The organism is Pseudomonas sp. G5(2012) (genome assembly GCF_000408945.1).
GTDB classification, from domain to species: domain Bacteria; phylum Pseudomonadota; class Gammaproteobacteria; order Pseudomonadales; family Pseudomonadaceae; genus Aquipseudomonas; species Aquipseudomonas umsongensis.
The window spans coordinates 297,786-319,588 of the sequence record NZ_APIO01000001.1; the positions used below are offsets into that span (position 1 = coordinate 297,786).

Below are 21,803 nucleotides of genomic sequence, written 5' to 3' on the forward strand. Positions count from 1 at the left end.
TATTAGGAGCCCAATAGCCCCTCTTGGACGCTCTCAACGCGGCGAAGGACGCAGCACCGACCAAGGCTAGGTGGGGCAACTTGCCCCCTTGAGAGCACTACGGCGTTGGCTTGCATTAACGGGAAGTCACGGACAATGCATCACATATTTCGTCCTCAGGACCCTGTGATGCACCTATGTGAAGAACACACCACTGACGCTGTCATCTCTGCTGCTATTGCGTCCCGCAGATCCTCAAAAGACCTGCCCCGGCCAGGTCACATTGGCGTTGAAGCTGTGCTCGACGCCATCGAGGGCGGCTGGTTCGAACTGCCAGCGGGCCGGAACCTGTGTTACACCCAAAGCCAGTATTTTCGGTTAGCCAATCTTGTCCAATGCTTACCTGCCGTGACTGGCGTACAGGAGCGATCGCGCGCCTGGTCTGCAACGAAGCGCCAGCAGTTGGGCGACAGGTTCACTTTCGTTTTCGGTCTCCCCAACACCCTGCCTGACATTGAGCAAAGGGCAAGAGGTCTGCCCTATGGGGGCCCGAGACGCCCCCTCGAATTCACAGCGGGCAAATATCAAGCGATCGACTTACTCCAGTGGTTACAGGACGCGGTAGCAATCACAGACCAGCTAAACGCGCTCATGGACGCTCTTGAGCCCCAGTTCATGTTTGATACCCAGGTCGACATAGAGCAACAGGTGGCCCACTTGGCGGCGCACGGGCAGGTGCACTATCTGGATAAGTACCTGTATGCACTGCGGAGGAGGTTTCTTTGGCGAGAGGATGAACGATGGCTGCGGGAGGTGAAGGCGGGTGCGATCAGCATCAGCGAGTTTGACGCACGAGTGGCGGCCCGCGATGGTTATCGGGAGCAGGAAAATCGATCGCATTGGATGAGCGTGTACGAACGGATTCGCCAGCTTGCGAGCTATTTAGAACACACCGGCAGCTATCACCATGGAACCCTCACAAGACGTTTGCGTGAGCGATTTGGCCGCTCAGCCCGGCTCCTACGTGAGCACTCTTCAGGAGGTTTGATCCTCGAGCTCGATGGCGGTCCAAGCGTTGGGAGTGGCCAACAACTCGAGGACGGTGTGGCCCTTGTCAATTTTGTTTGCGCTCTGGCTGATCTGGTGAAAGGAACCCCTCCCGATGTTCATTGCTACTTTGCTGCAGTGGATCAAGCTTCGTCGCGACTTAATGCCGCCTCCTCCCCATCGATGGCTGTCGTTAGGCGCATCGAAACCATCGAACTGCAGGAAGCCGGGTTGATCTAACTTGCATATTTCCGTTCGTGCATACCTTGGTGGGGTTCTTCACCTTCAGGGCCCTGACAATGCAATTGATCGCCTCCACCCTCTTCCAGGATGCCGCCCCGGTGGCGTCACCCATCATCGAGCGCTCGTTTCCGGAGAAGGTGGCCGAAGCGATTGCAGTGATCAAGTCGCTGATCCTGGCCGGGAAGCGGCTGGTGGTAGCGAGTTCATTCGGCAAGGACAGTTCGGTGACCCTCGCTATTGCACTGAAGGCGATGGAGCAACTGAAGGCCGAAGGTTTCGAGGTTCCGGAACTGCACGTGTTGAACTCGGACACCCTCATCGAAAACCCAAGAGTCCATTCGTACAGCAAAGACGAGATCCGTTCTCTGAAGGCGTACTCCGAAAAGAACGGTCTACCTGTACGCATCTGGGTTTGCAGCCCCAACCTCTCAGAAAATTGGCTGGTCTCCATCATCGGTGGTCGCACCGTCGCTTCGATGCCCGGGAACTCGGCCAAATGCCAACAGCAAATCAAGGCATCACCGATGGATCGTACGAAGCGCCAGATCAAGGCCGTAATCTCGCAAGAAATGGGAAGCGACTTTACAAGCGATTCCATCGTTACGCTGATCGGCACCCGTCGGGATGAGTCGGCAGTACGTGGGCGCAATATGGCCTCCCGCGGCGAAAGCGCCTTCTTACCTGTGAACATGGCAAAGCCGGGGGAGAAAAGTAACTGGATCCTCAGTCCCATAGCGGACTTCACGACCATGGATATTTTCACGTTCCTTGCCGAGGTCACCAATGGGCGACTGGACACCTACTCGGACTTTTCTCAGCTAACCGAGGTGTACCGGGACTCGGCTGGGGACTGCATGGTGAACGTGATGATCCGGGATGGGGGTGTTGAGCGCAAAACTTCCTGCGGCGCCCGTCATGGTTGCTGGATGTGCTTGCGCGTGAGTACCGACAAAAGCATGGAAAACATGCTGAGTCAGGAGGACGGCCGGCACGAGTGGATGAAGCCACTTAACGATTACCGCAATTACCTTAAGGCCCGCCACTACGATCCAAAAGGCCGGAACTGGCTGGCTCGAACGATCAACCCTGAGAACGGGTATATCAAGATCGCCGCCAACGCTTATTCCCCGGACCTGTGTCTGGAGCTCCTGCGCTACGCGTTAACCATCGACGCGGATGAGGCGGAGTGGTCCCAGCGCAATCGGCTGCCGGCACGGTTTCAGCTTCTGGGCATGAAGGAGGTGTTGGCCATTGATCTGCACTGGTCGAGGTACTCGTACCAGCGGCCTTTCACAGCCCTTTCCGAGTACAAGGCCATTTTCGAATATGGTAAACGCTACCCGCTACCAGCTGAGTACACTGAGTTTCAACGGTCGGATCTGGATATCTCCAGATCCATCGAGGTGCCGTTCGCCGATAAAGAATTCAACGGCATGTTTGAAGGTCTGCGCTCGGTAAATGATGAACTTTCCTGCCAGGGTACCCTGCAGAAAAAGGGCATCTACTACACGAACGTCAATGAGACGAACGAGTTCGACTTGGACGACGAGGGTACCGAGCTCTTCTTCTCCTTCGAGCTGGACCGGGCACTCGAGTATTACGGCCCGCACCAGGACGTCTACCCGTCGCAGGCCCTGCACTACTTACTGCGCTACGGCGTTGTATCCTTCAAAAAAGGTGGCCACTCGGCGTGGGATCGCATGCTGCGTATCGGGAACCAGCTGCACAGGCACGGGCTCCGGGAAATCCTCAACGACCCTGATGCGCTAGTCGCTAAGCTGACCGGCGTATTCGCTTCAGCAGAAAGCCCCCAGCAAATCTCAGGCGGCCAAGTTCGATCAGTACCGCGTTGCGATAGCGGGCAGTACCTGATGGATTTTTGAGCGCTGTCAAGCGCCTTTGCTTTTGACGGTGACCCAGTACCCATGAAGCGGTTTTGGATGCCGGCGAAGTACAGGGCTGAATCTCTCCCTCCGGCAGAGCCGGCGACAACGAAAAAGCCCAGCACTGTGGCCGGGCTTTTTCATCGAATCATTGCCCCATTGACTGGAGGGGCGATCGGGCTTGCCTGGACTCTCCCGTTTCCGAGACGCTACGTTCCCGCAGCGGACCCTCAAAGAGGGTGGAGGTGGTTTGCCCGTGCCGTTCGCTGCCCATTACTGCGCAGCTACTGAGTGGAACGAACCTCAAATCCATCTTACCTGCAGCTGTTTTACGGATTCTCTCATCCTTGGAACCCGGGGCACCTTCTGCGGACCCCCACGGCGGTGTAGCTAATCGCCGCGGACGTATTGCTACGTCGCCACACTAAGTAGTGGCCACTATTTGGTCGTCTAGAAACTGATCGGCACCAGGTGAGCTCATGCTCCTGCAGTGCCTCTTTGATTTGTATTCTCCACGATATCCTGGAGATGCAACCCCAATGAAAAAGGCCACCCCCGAGATGGGAGTGGCCTTTGAGTATCGCTACAGCTCGATCAACTTGTAGTCAGTCGGATCGGCGCTTTTCTTCTTCTTCAATTCAGCGGTGATCTGTTCCGGTGTCGGATTAATCATCCACATCATGAGCTCATAGTCCGAACCACGCGGCGGATGAATCCAAGCTTGAACCCGATGCGTGTAGCCACGAGCTTTGAACTTGGCGTCATCACGTTTGAGTTTGGCGTCAGCCTTCTTCATGTCCTTCTCGAACTCAGCATTGAGCTTGGCCATGAAACAGGTCTCACACTCTCCGTCGCGATTGGTATGACAGGTTGTCGGATCAAACGCAGGCTTTTGGCAGGTCTTGCAGGCCACAACCTTAACGGTCTCCAAAAGAGCCTGGCAGTCCTGCTCGGTAGCGGTCTCGATCGGAATATCCTTTCGCCCGACTATCGTGTCACCACCATTGGGCAATTTGACTGTCAGCTGCAGGCCGTAACCCTTGTACATGAAGACACACAGGCTAATTTCGGCAGTCAGTTCAACGTCACCCTGGATAGCACTGAATTTCTGGTCTTTGGAAAGCATGGTATAGCTCCTGAGCAATACTCGCGGAGCTACCCCAAGCGGGATGGCATCCCACGAGGGTTTTTGATGTGCTGCATTGCAGCTGATGGCGGCAGTTGAACTGCCATTCATTCAGATCGAACACTCGATCTGAAAGAAACTTTTTGGATGGTGCCTATTGGCTGGTGGGCAGTATAACCTGGTGCTGATTGTCGGCAAGCCGGGCAACCCAACAAATTTTCGAGTTCACACCCCTACCCTGTTGGACCTGATAACCCGTCTTTGCACGCCGCTTGATAGGGCTCAATTCCCGGCCTAAAAAAAAACCGCTGTCACACCATGACAGCGGGTTGGTTGGCGTCATTGCTGGCTGACGATACTTTTAACAGATACCGGTCGATTTTCCCTGGCTTCAACCTTCAGAGGAGATCGAAGCACAGGGGCATCGTTGACCGGTCTAACGGTGACTTGCACCGGAACGGGTAACGACCATGCGCCTTGGTTGTCCTGGGCCCTGTAGGTGAGGCTGGTAAGGCCGTTCCAATCTTTGTAACCAGTAAACGTGAGCGAGCTCCCCGCAATACTTACGCTTCCTTGGGTGGCGGCCGGCGCGCTAACAATTTGAAAGACCGTAGGTGCCGGAGAATCTACGTCAGTACCGCTCAGTTGAATGGTACCGACGGTATCTTCATCCAGGGTCATGGCTTTCGCATCTGCCACAGGAATATCATTAACCGCGTAAACGGTGATTTGAACCGTAACAGGTAACGACCATGCGCCCTGATTGTCCTGGGCCCTATAAGTGAGACTGGTAACTCCGTTCCAATCTTTAAACCCCGTGAAGGTGAGAGTGCTCCCTACCAAGCTCACACTTCCATGAGCGGCCGGAGGCGCGCTTACAATTTGGAAGGCCGTCGGCGCCGGTGAGTCGATATCGTAACCACTCAGCAGCACACTGCCGGACGTATCCTCATTCAAGACTAGGGATTTAGGATCCGCCACAGGTGGGTCATTGACCGGATAAACGGTGATGTAAACCGTCGCAGGTGCTGACCATGCCCCCTGATTGTCTTGAGCTATATAGGTGAGACTGGTGCTCCCGTTCCAGTCTTTATATCCAGTGAATGTGAGCACGTTTCCCGCAATACTCACGCTTCCTTGGGTGGCAGGCGGCGCGTTTACGATTTGAAAGACCGTCGGCGCCGGTGAATCAATATCGGAACCACTCAGTTGCACGCTGCCGGCGCTATCTTCATTCAAGCCCAGGGACTTCACATCAGCCACGGGTGGGTCGTTGACGGGATTAACTGTAATGAAAACCGTAGCTGCATTAGAGGCCGCTCCCTTTGAATCGACTGCGTTGTAAGTGACAGAAGTCGAGCCGTTCCAGTTCGCTGGTGGCGAGTAATAAAGAACGCCCCCTGATAACCACGCCGAACCAACTGATGGCCCGCCGAGAATCTGGAAAGAGTGGTAATCGCCGACATCAGGATCGTAAATAGGCAGCCCAACGGCACCAACTGTATCCTCATTTGTCACCAGTGAAGCATTGCCCGCGGCTGGAGGTGTATTGGTAATACCCACAGAAACAGTCATAATATTTGTATAGTCATCGACCGTTGAACAGTTCGTACATAACTGCCACGATACCAATATGGCGAACTCGTATTCGCCAGGCGCCGTTGGTCCACCTGCCTCTCTGAACATGTTAACGGTTGCCGTACGGGATGCTCCACCGCATGAGACAAATCCACCAATGGATCCATCAACCATAACTGTGACAACATTGAATAGACCACCAGAGCCTTTAGGACGCCACAAAACGTAAGCGTTAACATTGGGAACTGGCCCCATGCCCGACGCGCTACAAGCATTGCCGATTCGACTAGGGAACGTAATATTGAAATACATATCGGTATAATTAACAGGAACTTGGGCCGCTCCGCTTATCGTTGTACCCGGAGTCTGCGGATAGACAATACCATCCCAGATATACGCCCTGGCGCACAAACTAGTAAACGAAAAGGCTAACGTAGCCAGTAGACAGAGGGTATAGCGAATAAGTGAAGCCATTCTTATTGTTCCACCCGGGTTAGAGAGCGATTATCTTTTAAATAACCATGCAGGTGGCAAGTCCTAGGAATCCCACCGGGTTGAATTATTAAATCTGCAAAGGATTTTCGGTAAATGAGTTGAAAGTTTGTGCCAACGCAGTCATTGTCGGTAGAAACAAAATCAATAGCCTGCCCATCCATATCGGAGCCAAGCCCTTCGACCACGCCATTTAACTGAACAACACCCAATTGCCCAACTGCTGGATCGGCAACCTTGACGTAAATAGTTGCTTCGTAATCTACCGCGCCAACTTTCTTTTTGAGAGCGATATGCTGCCCTACCCCTAGACGTTCAAGATCAACGTTCTCAACGGTTTTTATTTGAAACAGGGAGTACGCAATCACACCCCCAACTACTAAAGAGAATATAGTTAATGGCAAGGCCAAGATATTGCGAATCATAAAGTCATCTCGTAAAACCGGATACTGAGCACATCCACTTGCTGGAAAGGTCTAGAGGTGTGAACAAGTCGGGCCGCTCTTAGCCCTCCTGTTCCTCCTCCTGCGAATCGCCCGTGATACACCTGGACCACGTGAGCGTGCCATCGCTGCCGAATCCACACTCATAGTTGGGGTCGTTACGGTAGCCTTCGGCGATGGCCAACTTCATGACCCTATAGGTCTCAGGGGAGCGCGGACGCTTTTTGCTGGGTACCCCTCCCTCATGTTGGTACAGGGAGACGATCTGATCCCAATGCGCGATCAGGCCTTTCCAGTCAGGCCCATACGCGGCCATCTCGTGTACCCGCGGCGCCCACTCCGGTACCAAGTCCAGCAGGCGCAGACAGCGACCAAGGTCTGAGCAATCGGACGGGGCGTAGCCCTCGCACGATTCGCCGAGCATGTGAGCGCAGATCGAGGTGCTCGATGCGCCGGTGTCATCTGACAGCAACCAGCTGATCACCCGTCGTTCTAGTGATTTCAATCCTGTCATCTTGCGTCTCTGGGAGAGGAACGTTGGAGTTCGCCGCACTCGGGTCGGACACTTTCTCCTGACCATGTCGCCGGCCTGATAGAACAAGCGTCTCATGAGCCATGGGGCGGAGAGGGTCGAGTTCATCCCAGTTTTGGGTTCAGACAGAGCGCCGCACTCGGGCTGGCTCCCCTTACTATCGCGCCCCAGGCAAACTTGCATTTGCCCGGGATCGTGAGACCTTCGACTCAATGAGTTCCCCTACCAGGACCGTGACATGCAAGTTCTCACTGACGCAAAAGTCTCGACGTACTTCAGCTGGAATCTCGACGCTGATGATCGTTCGCAACTGACTCTCATCATTCAGGCGATAGGTGCGACCCTGGCTTACGAAGATTCTTTTCGCGAGAGCGCCGTTCTTGCATTGAGCGCTGAAGAAGCTCAGGCCCTCGGCGCTGACCTTCTCAAGCTAGTACCCACCAGCAATGGGGTTGTCTCCTATCAAGAACGCGACGGCGCATCCACAAATCGCGTTGACCAAGAAAGCGGGCTAATCATTCGGGTCACCCACAACACTGATGGTGATCCATACCGCGAGGGGGTACGCCTGGAAATCAGCCGGCCCGACTACACGGAGGTCCTCTGCATGGACGTCGACGCATATACTGCGCACCGCCTTGCAAACAGTCTCCTTCGATCCATCACGGGAAGCTGAGGTGGCTGACGCAAATGGGAGTGTTCGGCGCGCTCACCGCTGCGTTTATGGCTACTGGATTTTGTCGGCCGAGTAAAACCTCCAACAGTTCCACCCCAAACCTCGCCTTTAACCGCGGGGTTGGATCAGTAGAAGGACGCCCATTGTCGCGTCCAGGCATAGGAGCCAAAACTTGAACTTTCTGAAATCAGCCTTGATGGTCACTATGTTTTTTTCCATTGCCGCTGGAGCAGTGGATTTGCCTACGAGCAATACGCCCGACTTTTCCCAGTGGGCCAGCAATACTTTGCAAAAACACGGGATTACCGGTGCCCAGGTTGTGGAAACCAAATACCCGTTCAGTTTTACCTACTGCCGCAAGGATTCGTTGACACTCTGGCGGTATGACGTGATGAGCGCTGAGCAAATCGTCGCGTTGAAAGAAGGTAGGATTGTGAAGCCTGTTACGGAAAAAACGGTAGCGGTGGAAAGCAACAGCGAATCCTGCAAAACCGCGAGTTAAGGGTAAAGCCATGAAAGAGTTTGGAATGGCGATGAATACGATGCGGCTCTTGAAAGGCTCACCGAGTCGAGCCGGAACTATTACCTATTCCCGGTAGAGGCGGCAGGTAATGCCGGTGCTAATCGGACCCACTTAAACATAGGAAAAGTCGCTGGCCCACCAACCCCGCCATGAGTGGGCTTAGCCCGTCAACATGACCTTTTTTTGGATGTAAATTTAGGTAGCAAATAGGTAATTAAAACAAAGGGTGGTGCGGTTCGATAGTGGTGAACGGTTCCCTATCCTTTGTACTCGGCAAGATGGTATGCCCGTGCACAGTGTCACACTTTGGGTTCTTACGGAGTTAAGAGCGGCTCACGTATCAACGAGCACTCTCACTCAGGCCCCTCGCCCGCTGATGGTGCTATTTATTGTTCTTGATGAGCTAAAGATTGACTTATGTGCCCGTTTGCGCGATGGCCAGTTTCTAACGGTAGGAGATATAGAGGCTATCGTTAGCTTCGCCTCACTGACTACCCCATCCACTAAGGATCCGGCCTCCTCATTACGCTGGGGTAGTTCGGTAACACCGGTTTTCATTACCATTAACGAATTGGCTTCAAGGCGAAATTTCGAAAAGATCTATGACGTTGGTGGACAAGCAAATCTTACTCGACAAATATCTATCTCATCACAGGAGTTTATTTGGCGAGCAACCCATGAAAACAGTTTTGCGAACGGCTCTGGCTATATTCTCGATTGCGACTTATAGTATTTCGCAAGGTTTCGAAGCTTCTCGCCTGTACTCTGGAGATGGAGACGACTCGTGCGCCGTAGTTTCTTACATGCCTAACCACGTTTTAATAACAAACGACTGCGGCGTCCCGATTGAAGTTCAGTACTGCTACCCTGAGCAACCAGAACTTGAACTTGGAGACATAAAAATCACCTGTGAAAAAGAAGGGGCCCGAACCACAGGAATAATTGAAAAAGGGCAATCCGTTAAAGCCATGATTAATGTAAAAAGAGCCCACACATCAAAGAACTATTTTGAGAGTGCATTATGGTCAAGTATTTGCAGCATGGCGAATAGAAAAGCCACTTGCGGCATGCCTAGCTATGAATATTCACCCAATGAACGACCCAAAACATTATTTACAAAAACACAAACCGAAAAGTTAGAAATGAAATCTCCTTCCCGTGAATCCGTCTCTAGTGGAGACCCAAGGCAAGTGTATCAATCGAAAACGCAGCCTTCACAAGAAACTGCGTATGCGTCCAATTCCCCTCATAACTCTTCAAGCCCAGGAGCTTGCGAGTCCTACATAATATTTCCTGCCGAAACGGTCAATACGGGTTTAAGAGGATCATGGAGGCCGGTCATCAATCCCGCTCGTTTTGAAGTGAACATGGCCGTTGTAAATAACCCTGCCGAACTGAAGAGAAGGGTTGACGCCTTTCAGAAATTTTACTCCGATAATGATCGATGGGACCTGCATCATCTCAATGTTATTGAAGATGTCGCCTCGGAGAACTCAATGTACAGAGATCTCTCAGCTTCATCGCCTTATCGAACACCAGAGGTCTTCACTGAGAAACATGCAGCAGAACCAGGTAAATCATTGATGTCTATTAAACCAATTTTAGACAACGCTCGATGCTGGGCTGGAATGAATGCTAGTAAAGTAACAATCACCAAATCAGACAAGAAGGATTGGAGTGATTATCCCGTCGCTAAATCTGCTACGAGCTGCTTGCAAGAGGATAAATCGGATTCGTCGCTATACAAAAATATTTGCGCCGATTCTATTGAGGTCTATTCCTGCAATGAAAGCGAAGACTATAACTCATGCAGTGCGCAAGGTCGTCGCGCTTGGGAAGAATGGCGTTCAGATATTGGAGTGCCCAAAGGCTGGGGTATCATCGTAAACTCACATCGGATACGCCCCGGGGAAAGCTTCTCAAAAGAAGATCAGGTGGCTGCATGCCCGCGTGGTGCAACAATAGCTGTTCAATTTAGTCTTAGTCATGAGCAGCAAAATCACCGATGCATTATGGTGCCTGGGCATAGAGAGGAGGATTAAGTGGACTAGTGCGAGCTAGCTTCTGTAGCGATTCACAAAATTGATACGGCGCGATCGAAATTGGTTAGCACAAGCAGATCTTGTTTGCAGTTTTGGTCAGCATAAAGCCAGTAGTAGAGGCGAGGTTTCGCCTCATCGGTATCACTGGAGAGGAACTCGGTATGACTCGCATCCTAGAACAGATCGCCTCAGAGGTAAGCACTGCCAAGGACTTGGCCCGCGTTGCTTTGCCTCCGGCACTCGTCGCTACCGTGGACATGCTCAAAGTGGGGGAAAGTCTACTAGCTGCCATGGGCAGCATCGAGCAGGTGGCACGGGAAGAACACCTAGATAACCCCGAAAGCCGAGCGAACGCTTTCGCGATCAGCGCGCTGATTTACGGCGACTTATCCCATTCCGACTGGAATGTCCTGGATCAACACATACGCGACCGGGTCGCCGCGCGACGTGCTTTCTTGCGGGACCAGTTCAGTGCGCTCGGCAACAGCCACAGTTGACGGCACTGAGCTTGCACACAACTGGCCCTTGATTGGGCCTTTCGTGGCGTCACTAATCAATCGCAAGGATCAACAATCAATGCCGCTAGATGATGCAAATCAAGCCGAGTTTGACCACCTGCATACGCAGATCGACGATGCGATCAGGGCCGACCATGAGGCTCGTTGGATGCAAACCGTTGGCGGGTTTGGGTCGCGCCGTATTCCCGAGCAAGGGATGTTCGTGAAGACTGGGCCGCACGGTGGGTCGTTGCGCGGATCAATCGGGTGGGTCGCCCAGGTGCGTCTAAAACAAGGACAGTTCGGTTCGGACAACTACATCCTGTGTCATGCAGGTAATGGCGGATGGGCGATGCAACATTCGAACAACGTGTTCTATCCGCTCACTGCCGATGAGGTTGAGCTTGTGCGTCCGTATTTTGCTGATTGCTTGCCGGAGAATGAAGATTTCAGCCGTGGCTTCACACTCGGCAGCGAGGAAACACGGGCTATCGGTTTCCTAATCGACCCGCCGGAGGGTTTCGAGACACGCGGCGGCGAAGGGGCACGGATGCGGATGACCACCATCGGCACCGATGGCAGCAAAACCCTCACTGACACCGTATTCTTGTAGAAAAAGATGGAAGCTCGTTACGGAGCGTTCTAAGGCTTAGGCTTTCCACTCAAGATTCACCGCTGAAGGATTTCCAATGCTGTACCTGCTCTTATGTTCCCTGGTGATGATTGTCGCCATGGTCAAAGTCTCCAAAGTAGTTCTGCAGATGATCCAGTTTATGAGCACCCCCGAGGCCGCCCGCCCCAACCCGGTTGCAGCCATGATCCCTATGCTGGTAGCCGCAGCGTATACCGCACCGGTAATGACCCTGTACTTCGGAGTCCTTTACACCGGCGGGAGTGTGCGGACTGACGCCACCAGTGGCCGAGGGCAGATATACCTGCTCCTTGCCAGCTCACTGGTAATTTTGGTGACAGCCCTCATCGGAGCACGAAAGGCCTGGTCTGACAAAAAACTCGCCTTCTCGGCCTCCGGCCGGTTAGTGATTCTTCTCCTTGCCGGCACGGTCGGAGTGCTATCAGCCTATAAGCACCTGACGTTTTTCAGCACTGATAATGACGGCATCGCCAACGTGGAGCTATTGCGCGAAGAGGCCGATCTGGGTGACATGAAAGCATGCTCAAGTGGGCTCGCCCTGGTGCGGTTCCGAGACACTGGCCCCCTCGCCTACCGCTGCCCCACCAGCGTCCTCTTCAATCAAGATTCTCAGCAGCCCTTCACGCCATGGCCTGACTATGTCGAGGGGAACAGTGAAGACCTGGCGGTCGCCGTGCGCGATATCAAAGCTGCCGTAGAACACGAGGCATCTCTTCAGCAGCTGGAGCGCTAGGACCACACCTGCCCTCGATGCCCATGACGACATTTCTCGCTTCTTCCATTAAGGTCAGATGACTAAAAGCTGCTTGATGTCGTCATCGTTCAACATGAAGACTGGCGCCGTCCCTTCGGCTCCCGGGCTCCCCATCAAAGCGAGTTCTGCGTACATGGTCCTTGTGAGGGCAAAGCCTTGCCGCGCAGTCGGTGGCGTGGAGATCCCCTTAGGTGAAATTCGAAACCAGTCCTCACAATCGGAATAGAACCGTCTGACGGCGCAGATGGAGATCGAAGGTCCGGTGAATCAAATGGTCAACCTTCCCGCCCCACAGCCCAGGATGAACCACCTCCCGACCCTCAACCTGACCCTCCTGCACCTAAACAACCTGAACTACCTGAGCTACCTGAGCTACCTGAGCTACCCGTTCAACCGCAAACCGACCAGGTGGACTACGCAAAGCAGACTAAAGACAAACCGGACGACACCACATCAACAGGAAGCGGTAAACCAAACTCACCGGGGGGGCACGGGCCGTAGCCACAATGCCGGGTGGTCACTCCACGTACATGGTTTATCAGCCCGACTCCCAATTGCCTCGCAGCGAGGCGGTTGGGTGCGCCGCTTTTTTTATATTCAAAGCCCTTCCAACGCTTCACGCAGTTCATCCGCCGATGATTTGCGCTCAGCTGCCCGTCCATTCGCAAAAACCACGTATGCAAACCATGGCGAACTCTTGCTAACGCCGTCGGCTGCCTTCAGCTCAAATTTCGCCGTGCACTTGAAATCGCCATTCTCAATTTCGGCGCCGTACGCTTCAGTCATCGCCGTTACCTGATAGCCACGCTCCTGGGCGGACGCGTCGATATGGCCGCGCAGACGTTGGAAGCAGTTGTCACGCGGGGTCATCGCAGACGCGGTTGCTGGCATTCCAGGTGGGATACCTGCAATGGCGTAACCAGCAGTCATCATCAAGGTCGCTGCAATTATTTTCTTCATGATCTTCCTTCGGCTTACTGTAAATTACGAACGCGAGCGGTCACGCCCTTTCACTACTTCGGCCCTAAACAGCCGGGCTTGAGCCGTATAATCGCGCCAGGAGCCGGCCCATCAGCGGTGGTTGGCAAGATAGAGCCAGTTGTCCCTGGTTTTGCAGCTTTGTCGGTGGCGAGTCGCACATGCCGTTCATCGACCAATTTTCGTGTCCACATGTTTATGGAGAGTCACGAATGACCCGTTTAGAGATGACCATCATTGAGCAGGCCCGCCACGAGCTCGAAAATCTCCGCTGCGCGCTGTTGCTGCCTGAAGGCCAGGATCGCAACAGTGCTATTTCGTCGTCTTTTTGGATGCTCAATGGTTTGACAATGGTGGCCACTCTCACAAATAGTGGGCTGAGTGAAAATGCCGCTGAAGAGTTACATGCCATAGATCGTGACTCTGGACAGGCGATCGCCGCCGCCAGCCTTGTAGGGCTGATCAAGAAAAACACACCGGATTAAAACCCCTATCGTACTTAGCTTTTGTCATCCCCACCCATGCATGTGTAGGTAATTCAGCAGCTGCTCGTGGCGTGGATCCTCCTCCAAAGTAGGCGCAGCGGTTCGGATGGCTTCCAGACACGTGGAAAGATCGGTGGGTGGCCACTGGGTTTGCTCACCAATCACCAGGCTCAAAAAATCCAAGGCGTTTTCAGGGAAAATCCTGCAGAGGTCCGCTTTATGAAGCATACGCACCGCGGTATCTGCATGCCCCAATGGTTGTAGCCACGCACTAAGCATCCCCATAGCCTCAGGGAACGCTCCGCCCGCCGCTACACACAAGCGGGACAAGGTTTCGGCAATCACCGGCGTCATCACATCCTGGCCTTTTGGCCAGAGGTTGTTGATAAAGGGGGCAACCCGGTTCGACCAGTAGTTCGCACGTTGATCTCCCGCTCCTTCCAGAGCATTAACCAACGCATTTGCCGCGTACCGCAATCCTTCTGGAGGGAGAGCGCGGACGGCGCCAGCAAGCTCGGAGGAGGAGAATGTATCGCCCGGATCCAGTGCGGCATAGGTCAAAAGTGAGGCGTATTGCACGCGATGTTTGCCCAATGCTTCATAGTGACAAGCGCAATCCAGAAACGAGCCCTTCAGCACCTCTATCAGAGGGCGGTATAGGCGAGGTGACCACAAAAAACCCTCCCAAGCCGCGCGCGCTTCATGCTCAGAGATCTGCCATTCAAAGTGACGTAACAAGTGTTCCGAGGTCCAGCCAGGGTCAACCCGGAACAATGCAATAACATGGGCCGCGAGTAAGACCCTCCCATGCCGATACTTTTCGATGCCCCCATCGCAGAGTTCCGTCAACGTGGGCTTAAGCTCTACAGGCAACCCTCGCCCATCCTCCAGTGACCGCCGATACCACCATTGGAGCAGCGCCTCGGTGACATGTCCCACGGGGTGATTGATGGCTCGTCCAACGGGGTCGTCCGTGTCACTCCCGTCGCGGTCGTGCAGTTCCAGGACGCGATGCCCTAGCGTGAAAAACTCCTTTTCATGCCCAACAAAGGTTTTAGCGATGGTCCTCAGCCAGAAACTTACACCGTGAGTTAGGGACGCCATGGCCTCATCCGGTGCCCCAGCCAATACGGGCGCCATATAACGCCAGGCGCGTGAGACGTGCTTGCCTTCTGACCATGCCTGCAGCGCCTCGCGCCAGCGACTGGCCGGCCAAAAACCCTCTTGCGCCAGGGCCCACAGGGCACAGGCCGTAGTTGCAAAGTTGTCGCGGCAACGCTCCCTCCAGTCATCTTGCTGGAAGTAATCGGCGTCAGGATGTTGCTTTAACCATTGAATCAGTTCACGGCGCCGGCGAGGTGTGGCAGTGAACTTTCGCCAGTCATCGTCGCTTCCGCTCCAGAAAGGAAACTCATCGCTTTGATCTTGCGCCAAAGCCCACTCCGGGTACTGCCGGCTAAGCGCATCCAGGCGCTCCTGCCCAACCGGGCTCAACGTGGCGCCGGCGCCGGCGACCTTAGCCAGCCGCTGCCATACCTCCCTATCCAGAACACGAGCCAGCCGGTCGGGATCGGCATCGTCATCAAACATCGAGAGAGACGGGCCGGCAAGAATGGCGCGTTCAAGCTCCAGGACAATCTCAGGATCGCCCTTCTCCGCCAGGGCAACGAGCAAGCGTGTGGATTCACGCCCCGTCTCCAACGACCAAAGCCACCAGTGGTCATCCGCTAATAGCCAGTCAAGGGCACGGCGACTGTTTATGACATCACCTTTCGTTGCAGCAAAAAAAGCCAAGCGCTTGAAAAGAGGATATTGGATGGTCCACCAGAGCTCCGCCTCGAGGGCTGCGCGCTCTGGCGAAACCGAAGCCGTGGCCAGCCAGGCATCCCGCGCCAGCTCGATGAGCGCTGTCCAGTCGTTGTAGTCGTTGTTCTGTGGGTGCACATCGATCGATGGCTGCTGCGTGTACGAGTTGTCACGCCTGTCATCAGCGCCCCCCAGTTCCCTCATCAGGTCAAGCGCGTCCCGCAACAGGCCCGTGAAATCGGAGAGAAGGCCGGGCAGTGCTACTTGCCAGCGTTCGATACTGGAAAGATCCTTCAGGTTGGAATGAACGTCATCCGCCAACAGGACGATCTCCCATCCAACCAAATCCCTGAGTCGTTGTTGCTCTTCTCCTTCAAACTCGTCGGAGGAGCCGTACGGCGCACGCAACGCAACACGTGGCGACAGTAGTTCCCTGAACTCCAGACGCAGGGACGATGTAAGCCCGTCACGATTGAATCGATTTCGCCAACGGTATAAATCGAGTGCCCGGGGACCGACTTTGACGCGGCCACCGAGCAGCAGCCGCCATAGTGTGCGCATCAGAGGCCGGGGTACCGCATTGGGAGCACCGGCTCGCATTCGGGCCAGTTCGTCGGTTTTACCTTCGCGCTCGAGTGTGGCCAGCTGTTCTAAGCTGTGCTCGATCCCTGAGGCAAAATTGACGTGCAAACGGCCGCCCCAATTGATGAGCCAAAGCAACAATGCAGGATCATCCAGGTGGCGAGTCAGCCACCGTGCCAAATGCCCCATCACCGCATCCCACTGACCGCTGACGCCGTCGCTTTCTACCACGCTCATGAAGGGGGCCAGCGGGTAAGGCAGGGGTCTACGCATCAAGCTGAAGGCAAGCTTTTTATCCAAGCGGGTATTCGGAGGAACGCCATACCGGGCCAGGTCGATATGGCCGAAGCGAGCCTCACTCAACGGCGTTAGCCAATCCAGCGAAGGCACCGGCTCCAGATCGGCAAAACGCTTGGCAGGCAGGCCGTGTCGGTCACTCAACGCCCAAAGCAGGCGGCCTACGAAATCGTCCTCCTTGGTACTTGCCAGAGGGCGAGCAATCGCGCTTTCAACGACGATGCGCTCCTTGCCGCGCACGCCGTCGCGGTAGGTTTCCGCCCATGCCTGCAGGGTCTTGTGCAGGTACGCATGACGGCGGTGTTCCTTGTAGAGTATCGGCGTGACGTTCTTGGCCTCCCACTCGTTTGCGCGATCTTCCTCCCCGCCTTGAGAGTAACTACCAAACGCGAACATCTCCGGGGACGATTCACCGAGCAGGCGGTCGGCAGCGAGAGCATCCATCATGTAACGAAGAACGGGGTCGGTGATGCTATAACCCACGAAACAGACGGTGTAATTGCGGAACAGCTCGCTGACGAACCCCGCGGCCCATCGCTCAGTGAGGTAAGCCAAGCCAAAATCACCGCTGGAAATCACCAGGCGATCCAGTTCACTTGCTGTGGGGGCCTCGCTCAGTAGGCCGTGAAGATACACCAACCCGTCCCAACGATTTTTCGGCACGGGTAACAGGGGGGCTTGGAAGACGTGGACCGGAAAACTCACCGTGGAAGTCACCTCTTCGAACAAACGGTCGAAGTTGGTAGTGATCAACCGCGTGCGCCCATCGCGAGTCCTGCCCAGGTTCAACAGGGCCTTGTGGGTTGCGGTTGCCTTGGGCGAGCTCATGTCGGGCGTGAGAATGCTCGCCATAGTCCGCCGAACTCTCTCACGCCCGACTACAGCTTCCAGCAATCCTACGGCGGTGTCGTATTGCTTGGACTTGATTGCTAGCTTCTGAACCCCACTCGCATTGGGTTCAAGGCGCCGATACAACTCCTCCACAAGGCCACGGAATCCCGGTAAGCGCGCGGGGTAGGAGATGCCTGCCCCACAGAAGAACACCACGCGCCCCTCTTCATGCGCCTGCAGTAAGCGCTCGGGAATGTAGGGGCCATTTTGGACGAATTGCGGCATTCAGCGGACCTCGGAACTCATCCGCACCCGGGCATCTGGCAGCAGCGGGTAGCCGGCTTCAGTGATGGCGGAGTGCGTGACCTTAAGGGAGTCGACATCGCCGGGCAGGCGGTCGATGGTGTTTCGGTGGGCCGCCAATACCAAGGGAGCTGCGCCTGCAGCTGGCTGTGTGATCAGTCCATCTCGCATTGGCTCTCCCTGAGTACTATTCGGACGGCATAAACAGCGATCCAGTAGTCTGGCACAACAGTCAGCTGCTTGGCAGTCGGCGCCGGCGGTATCGGCCCGCACTCGACCGCTGCGGATTCATCGTCCTTTCGAGGGCGCTCTCGCTTGAGCAGCGCTGATCAGTCGATTAATCCTCCGTCTCCAGGAAGATGCGCCACATTCCGTACTGCTGACCTTCCTTCCAACTGCCTTCCAGCCGGCGACCATCCGCCAGGTGCAGTGTGCCGCTCGCCTCGAAGCCTTTACCCCTGATGAGGTAATGCCCCTCCCCCTCCATTTCCCCGATGTACTCAACGAGCTCGCCGTCGTTCATGTATTTGACGATCAGTTGCTGGGGCGACATCTCGACGATGCACTCCGTTTGCAGCTCTGCGGGAGCTTGGGGATAGAAGGTGTCCATCTGCGAATTGGCGAAACGCTGAGTGCTCATCTTGCTGACGTCCTGATTACGTTGTCTGGCGTGTGCGCATCGAGGCGCGGATCAGGATAGTAGAGGTGCGCAGCCGGCGCAGGCAACCGCACAAGCGCTATTGGAATCACCTCAGTGCAGCCAATGCGCTTGTTCCCCTACCTTTTACGCGCCACCAGAATAACCACCGACACAGTGGTGCCGGCGAAAGCGTTCTCGATGACGCGCGACCACTCCAGATCGAACCCGGGGAGCATGTCCTTGTTCTTCGCACTGGTGGGCAGCACGGCGGTAACCTGTCCGCCGCCCTTCAGCAGACCCGCGGCCGCGGTCAGATGCGTAAGCCAGCGCCCTTCGCTAAAGGGTGGGTTCATGACCACACGGTCGAATCGGTCGGCCGTAGTTCCTGCCCAGGTCAAGAAGTCCGCTTGGGTGACGTCGAAGCCCTTGGCCTCCAGTACCTTGCAATGCAGGTCGCTGATCTCGACGCACCGGGTTTTGCCCTTGGGCATGTGATCGGCAATGCCACCAATGCCGGCAGAAGGCTCCAGACAGCTGTGCTCGTCGCCAATGTCGGCCAGCTCGACGACTTGGATAGCCAGCTCATCAGGGGTCGGATAGAACTGATGAGCTCTCTGATCTGGCACGCAGCCACTGACGATGATTTCATCCAGGGCCTCCCGTGGGCTGAATTCGAATTCAAACCAGACGTGCGCGTTCTTGTTGTGACGCACCCCTCCGATCATGGCCAGAATTTTCTCGGCCTCGGACTGTACCGCCTCGCTACGATCGCCGTAATCGAACTGAAGTGCGTGTGCGTTGGCCGTCAGCGGTTGCCGCGGTTCCTCCCAGCGATCGTAGCGAACCGGCGTGTTTGGCTCAGAGCGCATCTTGGACAGCATGGTGATCACCGCAAAGGGAAGCGGACGACCGAACACTTTGTGCTGCTTGCCCTTGGCCTTCGGTTTCGTTCGGAAACTGGCCGGAATGGCAGCCGGGTACAAGCTGGCCAGCACCGCGTTCAGGCGCCAAGCCATCTCCGGATGCACCTCAATATGGCAGGTGCCCTTCATGTACATTTTCATGCGCAGGGTGCCGCCATCCACCTCGTACCACTCACCTGTGCGGCGCCGGAACACCTCCAGCAACGGCCCAGTGTCGCCGTGGCGCGGTTCTTCGCGTCCCATGAACTTGGCGATAATGCAGCGCAGATCGTTTAGGTAGCCAGCACGCTCGTAATCAATGCTGTCATAGCTGTTGATCATGTTTGCAACGATCATGCGCTTACCGAAGGCGGCCGGGCTGTTGGTCACGTGTTCACCCGAGAGCGCGCGGAATATACCGTCCACACGCTCGGCGAAGAACTTGGAGCGGGCCAACAGAAGATCATTCAGGGTGGAGCGAACCGTCGTCTCTTCGAAGTCCGGCAGCGGATGCACCTCCCATTCGTCCTGCGCTTCATTGTTCCAGCGGCGCGATGAAGCCTTCTTGCCCATGGGGTTGCGGATCTGCTCTTGCCACTCGCAACGGCGTTGTTGAGGCATGCACTCATAGACGTCAGTGAGCGACAGCGCTTTACCCCAGTAGGACGCATTGAGCGTGGCAATCGCGGGTTCGAGCTGCATCAGGCGCGTGATGTCGGTGGTGTAGTAGCGGCCCTGATCGCTCGTATTCCCTTCCATGAAGTACCAGAGGGCGCCACTGTATCCCCCGCCAGTCATCATTTCATGCAGTTGCTCGATACGCCCACGCTCAGAGAGATAGCTGCCAATAAGACCATCCACCAGGTCAGCGGAAGCCGGCGCGAAGAACTCGGAAGCGTCCTCAACGATATCGCCGATTTTGGCGTGGGAAAGGTCTGTCATGGGGTGATCTCGTACAGTTTTCGATACTGCCGAAACCCCCAGTCAAGGAGGTGCGTTTACGCGATACGGCAGCCGCTTAGGTGGTGGACTCATCAAAAGGTTTTCAGTCCTTAATTTACTTCCGGCATGTTGTTCAACCGTTGTGTGGCTGGTTCGAATGCAATGCCCTGTTCGCGAGAGCCAGGCCTCTGCCTGCCTCCCACTTACCGATATTGAAATCATCGCGCTCTTTACCAGGTCCCCAAATCTGATGTGTGCTGCATGGGGATTGGCAGAGCGCCGGGGGCTCATTGCATTCATTTGTAGTGTGCCACCACTTCCCAGAATGCAAGGGCCTTCATTCGAACTTGCGCTGCGGCTCCGCTACGCGGCTCGAACCACTGCCGGCATTGGAAATGCTGGCGTCAGGAAAGGACGAAGCGACGGGTCATCGTTCAGTGTCTGAAATTGACAATGCGCAATGTCGCGGCAGCCTTGACGCTGGTGACTTGATATTACTGAGCGCACAGCTATAGCTGATGTATCCACTCAGCAATCCACCCAGGACAATCAATGAAAAAAATCGCGCTGATCCTGTTGCTGTCCGTTCTCGGTGGCTGCGATGGCACCTTTGGGGAGAAAGGCTATATCTGGTGCAACAACCGATTCATCAAGCCTGATGCTCGTCCGTTTAGCACCAAAACCGGGACGGTAGCGCAGCAAGGCTATATGTATGCCTTAGCCTCCGCACTGACCCTTCAGGCCGATAATCGAGAAGGAAACGCGCACAAGTTCTACCCCCCAAAATACCTAGAGGTAATTGATAAGCCTGACCGGAAGCATTCAGGTTTCGAGGCAGCGACCTTTCTGCGCCATCCACTCACCCCGGGTGGGCGGGAAGAAATCATTATCGCCTTCGCAGGGTCCAACGACGCAGCGGACTGGGTGGGAACCAATTTACTGTCCAGCATTACGCAGTATTCCCAAGCCATGAACTACACCCTGAAAATGCTGGACGATCCGCGTGTTTATGATCTGCGCATGAAGGGGGCCAAGGTGGTAGTGACCGGTATTTCGCTTGGTGGCGGACTCGCCGTGCACGTGGTGAAAAGTCGGCTGACAGGGCCTTTCATTGACGAAGCATGGGCGTTCAATCCTAGTCCTAAGATTTACGCGAACAGCGATCCTAACGACAAGATTTGGTTGGTAGCTTCAGATGGCGAATTTCTGTCGGGCTTGCGTAAAGAACGGTGGAGTTTTCTGATCGCGGGATGGGGCAACATCGGGGCGAAGGAAAAACGTACGGTTGACAACTTTAACCTGATTGAGTCGAACGGTATCTATGCCCATTATCGGTGGGGGATCGCCCGACAAATGCTGTTTGCCGCCGACTACATGGAGTACAAGGACGTTCCAGCGACAGAACCACCAAGACCGTCGGAGCCTCTCAAAATCCTCAACAAAAGCGAGTTCAAGTCTTGTGAGGGTCGCTACAAGGAGGCCAGATTCAAACAACCCGACATGGACGACGTTGCGTCTAATGCGGACTCGCCTCCTCTCACCAGCAAGTAGGGGCATTTCGCGATCCTGT

The 21,803-nt window shown here is 55.1% G+C and carries 19 protein-coding genes; 10 read left to right on the forward strand and 9 right to left on the reverse strand.

Annotated elements, in window-relative coordinates:
• Positions 1-168 precede the first annotated feature (168 nt).
• Together PG5_RS01360 and PG5_RS01365 are read left to right on the forward strand one after the other, a co-directional pair.
• The gene (locus PG5_RS01360) at positions 169-1,266 is read left to right on the forward strand and encodes a hypothetical protein (RefSeq protein WP_042955141.1); all 1,098 of its coding nucleotides are present in this window, start codon (positions 169-171) and stop codon (positions 1,264-1,266) included.
• A gap of 59 nt (positions 1,267-1,325) precedes the next feature.
• Positions 1,326-3,152, forward strand: coding sequence for a phosphoadenosine phosphosulfate reductase family protein (locus tag PG5_RS01365; RefSeq protein ID WP_155943695.1), 1,827 nt, complete (start codon positions 1,326-1,328; stop codon positions 3,150-3,152).
• 583 nt (positions 3,153-3,735) lie between these two features.
• Here PG5_RS01365 and PG5_RS01370 read toward each other — a convergent pair.
• The 4 genes from PG5_RS01370 to PG5_RS01385 all read right to left on the reverse strand — a co-directional run bounded on the left by PG5_RS01370 (position 3,736) and on the right by PG5_RS01385 (position 7,305).
• Positions 3,736-4,278, reverse strand: a complete 543-nt coding sequence (locus PG5_RS01370) for a hypothetical protein (RefSeq protein WP_020795297.1) — start codon at positions 4,276-4,278, stop codon at positions 3,736-3,738.
• Positions 4,279-4,617: 339 nt separating this feature from the next.
• A complete protein-coding gene (locus PG5_RS33095) occupies positions 4,618-6,330 on the reverse strand; it encodes a tandem-95 repeat protein (protein WP_020795299.1) in 1,713 nt (570 codons plus the stop codon).
• A gap of 2 nt (positions 6,331-6,332) precedes the next feature.
• A complete protein-coding gene (locus tag PG5_RS01380) occupies positions 6,333-6,773 on the reverse strand; it encodes a hypothetical protein (protein WP_042955143.1) in 441 nt (146 codons plus the stop codon).
• 79 nt (positions 6,774-6,852) lie between these two features.
• A complete protein-coding gene (locus PG5_RS01385; protein WP_020795300.1) occupies positions 6,853-7,305 on the reverse strand; it encodes a hypothetical protein in 453 nt (150 codons plus the stop codon).
• 256 nt (positions 7,306-7,561) lie between these two features.
• On the opposite strand from PG5_RS01385, the gene PG5_RS01390 reads away from it, so the two are divergent.
• From PG5_RS01390 to PG5_RS01410, 6 genes are all read left to right on the forward strand, one after another.
• Entirely contained in the window at positions 7,562-7,999 is a 438-nt protein-coding gene (locus PG5_RS01390; RefSeq protein ID WP_042955145.1) for a hypothetical protein, read from the forward strand.
• Positions 8,000-8,171: 172 nt separating this feature from the next.
• Positions 8,172-8,501, forward strand: a complete 330-nt coding sequence (locus PG5_RS01395; protein ID WP_020795301.1) for a hypothetical protein — start codon at positions 8,172-8,174, stop codon at positions 8,499-8,501.
• Between the two features lie 698 nt (positions 8,502-9,199).
• Positions 9,200-10,564 (forward strand): hypothetical protein, encoded by a 1,365-nt coding sequence (locus PG5_RS34085; RefSeq protein ID WP_155943696.1) that lies wholly within the window; start codon positions 9,200-9,202, stop codon positions 10,562-10,564.
• Between the two features lie 161 nt (positions 10,565-10,725).
• The gene (locus tag PG5_RS01400; protein WP_042955147.1) at positions 10,726-11,061 is read left to right on the forward strand and encodes a hypothetical protein; all 336 of its coding nucleotides are present in this window, start codon (positions 10,726-10,728) and stop codon (positions 11,059-11,061) included.
• A gap of 79 nt (positions 11,062-11,140) precedes the next feature.
• A complete protein-coding gene (locus PG5_RS01405; protein ID WP_042955148.1) occupies positions 11,141-11,674 on the forward strand; it encodes a hypothetical protein in 534 nt (177 codons plus the stop codon).
• A gap of 76 nt (positions 11,675-11,750) precedes the next feature.
• Positions 11,751-12,446, forward strand: coding sequence for a hypothetical protein (locus PG5_RS01410; RefSeq protein ID WP_020795306.1), 696 nt, complete (start codon positions 11,751-11,753; stop codon positions 12,444-12,446).
• A 618-nt stretch (positions 12,447-13,064) separates the two neighbouring features.
• On the opposite strand, the gene PG5_RS01415 is transcribed toward PG5_RS01410, so the two are convergent.
• The gene (locus PG5_RS01415) at positions 13,065-13,427 is read right to left on the reverse strand and encodes a hypothetical protein (RefSeq protein WP_020795307.1); all 363 of its coding nucleotides are present in this window, start codon (positions 13,425-13,427) and stop codon (positions 13,065-13,067) included.
• Positions 13,428-13,657: 230 nt separating this feature from the next.
• On the opposite strand from PG5_RS01415, the gene PG5_RS01420 reads away from it, so the two are divergent.
• Complete coding sequence (locus tag PG5_RS01420; protein ID WP_020795308.1) at positions 13,658-13,930, forward strand: hypothetical protein; 273 nt, start codon at positions 13,658-13,660, stop codon at positions 13,928-13,930.
• Positions 13,931-13,954: 24 nt separating this feature from the next.
• Here the strand turns inward: PG5_RS01420 and dsr1 are convergent, their stop codons facing one another.
• The 4 genes from dsr1 to PG5_RS01440 all read right to left on the reverse strand — a co-directional run bounded on the left by dsr1 (position 13,955) and on the right by PG5_RS01440 (position 20,233).
• The gene (gene dsr1 / locus PG5_RS01425; protein ID WP_020795309.1) at positions 13,955-17,731 is read right to left on the reverse strand and encodes an anti-phage defense-associated sirtuin Dsr1; all 3,777 of its coding nucleotides are present in this window, start codon (positions 17,729-17,731) and stop codon (positions 13,955-13,957) included.
• Entirely contained in the window at positions 17,732-17,920 is a 189-nt protein-coding gene (locus PG5_RS01430; protein WP_042955149.1) for a hypothetical protein, read from the reverse strand.
• 166 nt (positions 17,921-18,086) lie between these two features.
• Complete coding sequence (locus PG5_RS01435; protein WP_020795311.1) at positions 18,087-18,389, reverse strand: hypothetical protein; 303 nt, start codon at positions 18,387-18,389, stop codon at positions 18,087-18,089.
• 137 nt (positions 18,390-18,526) lie between these two features.
• Entirely contained in the window at positions 18,527-20,233 is a 1,707-nt protein-coding gene (locus PG5_RS01440; RefSeq protein WP_020795312.1) for a class I SAM-dependent methyltransferase, read from the reverse strand.
• A gap of 552 nt (positions 20,234-20,785) precedes the next feature.
• Between PG5_RS01440 and PG5_RS01445 the strand changes: the two genes are divergently transcribed.
• Positions 20,786-21,784, forward strand: a complete 999-nt coding sequence (locus PG5_RS01445) for a hypothetical protein (RefSeq protein WP_020795313.1) — start codon at positions 20,786-20,788, stop codon at positions 21,782-21,784.
• The last annotated feature ends 19 nt before the right edge of the window (positions 21,785-21,803 follow it).

Coding starts and splice junctions, on each gene's coding strand:
- PG5_RS01410 (WP_020795306.1), top strand. CDS start 11,751: ATGCTGTACCTGCTCTTATGTTCCCTGGTGATGATTGTCGCCATGGTC.
- dsr1 (WP_020795309.1), bottom strand. CDS start 17,731: ATGCCGCAATTCGTCCAAAATGGCCCCTACATTCCCGAGCGCTTACTG.
- PG5_RS01380 (WP_042955143.1), bottom strand. CDS start 6,773: ATGATTCGCAATATCTTGGCCTTGCCATTAACTATATTCTCTTTAGTA.
- PG5_RS01445 (WP_020795313.1), top strand. CDS start 20,786: ATGAAAAAAATCGCGCTGATCCTGTTGCTGTCCGTTCTCGGTGGCTGC.
- PG5_RS01405 (WP_042955148.1), top strand. CDS start 11,141: ATGCCGCTAGATGATGCAAATCAAGCCGAGTTTGACCACCTGCATACG.
- PG5_RS01390 (WP_042955145.1), top strand. CDS start 7,562: ATGCAAGTTCTCACTGACGCAAAAGTCTCGACGTACTTCAGCTGGAAT.
- PG5_RS01360 (WP_042955141.1), top strand. CDS start 169: ATGCACCTATGTGAAGAACACACCACTGACGCTGTCATCTCTGCTGCT.
- PG5_RS01385 (WP_020795300.1), bottom strand. CDS start 7,305: ATGACAGGATTGAAATCACTAGAACGACGGGTGATCAGCTGGTTGCTG.
- PG5_RS01370 (WP_020795297.1), bottom strand. CDS start 4,278: ATGCTTTCCAAAGACCAGAAATTCAGTGCTATCCAGGGTGACGTTGAA.
- PG5_RS34085 (WP_155943696.1), top strand. CDS start 9,200: ATGAAAACAGTTTTGCGAACGGCTCTGGCTATATTCTCGATTGCGACT.
- PG5_RS01420 (WP_020795308.1), top strand. CDS start 13,658: ATGACCCGTTTAGAGATGACCATCATTGAGCAGGCCCGCCACGAGCTC.
- PG5_RS01440 (WP_020795312.1), bottom strand. CDS start 20,233: ATGACAGACCTTTCCCACGCCAAAATCGGCGATATCGTTGAGGACGCT.
- PG5_RS01430 (WP_042955149.1), bottom strand. CDS start 17,920: ATGCGAGATGGACTGATCACACAGCCAGCTGCAGGCGCAGCTCCCTTG.
- PG5_RS01415 (WP_020795307.1), bottom strand. CDS start 13,427: ATGAAGAAAATAATTGCAGCGACCTTGATGATGACTGCTGGTTACGCC.
- PG5_RS01365 (WP_155943695.1), top strand. CDS start 1,326: ATGCAATTGATCGCCTCCACCCTCTTCCAGGATGCCGCCCCGGTGGCG.
- PG5_RS01435 (WP_020795311.1), bottom strand. CDS start 18,389: ATGAGCACTCAGCGTTTCGCCAATTCGCAGATGGACACCTTCTATCCC.
- PG5_RS01400 (WP_042955147.1), top strand. CDS start 10,726: ATGACTCGCATCCTAGAACAGATCGCCTCAGAGGTAAGCACTGCCAAG.
- PG5_RS33095 (WP_020795299.1), bottom strand. CDS start 6,330: ATGGCTTCACTTATTCGCTATACCCTCTGTCTACTGGCTACGTTAGCC.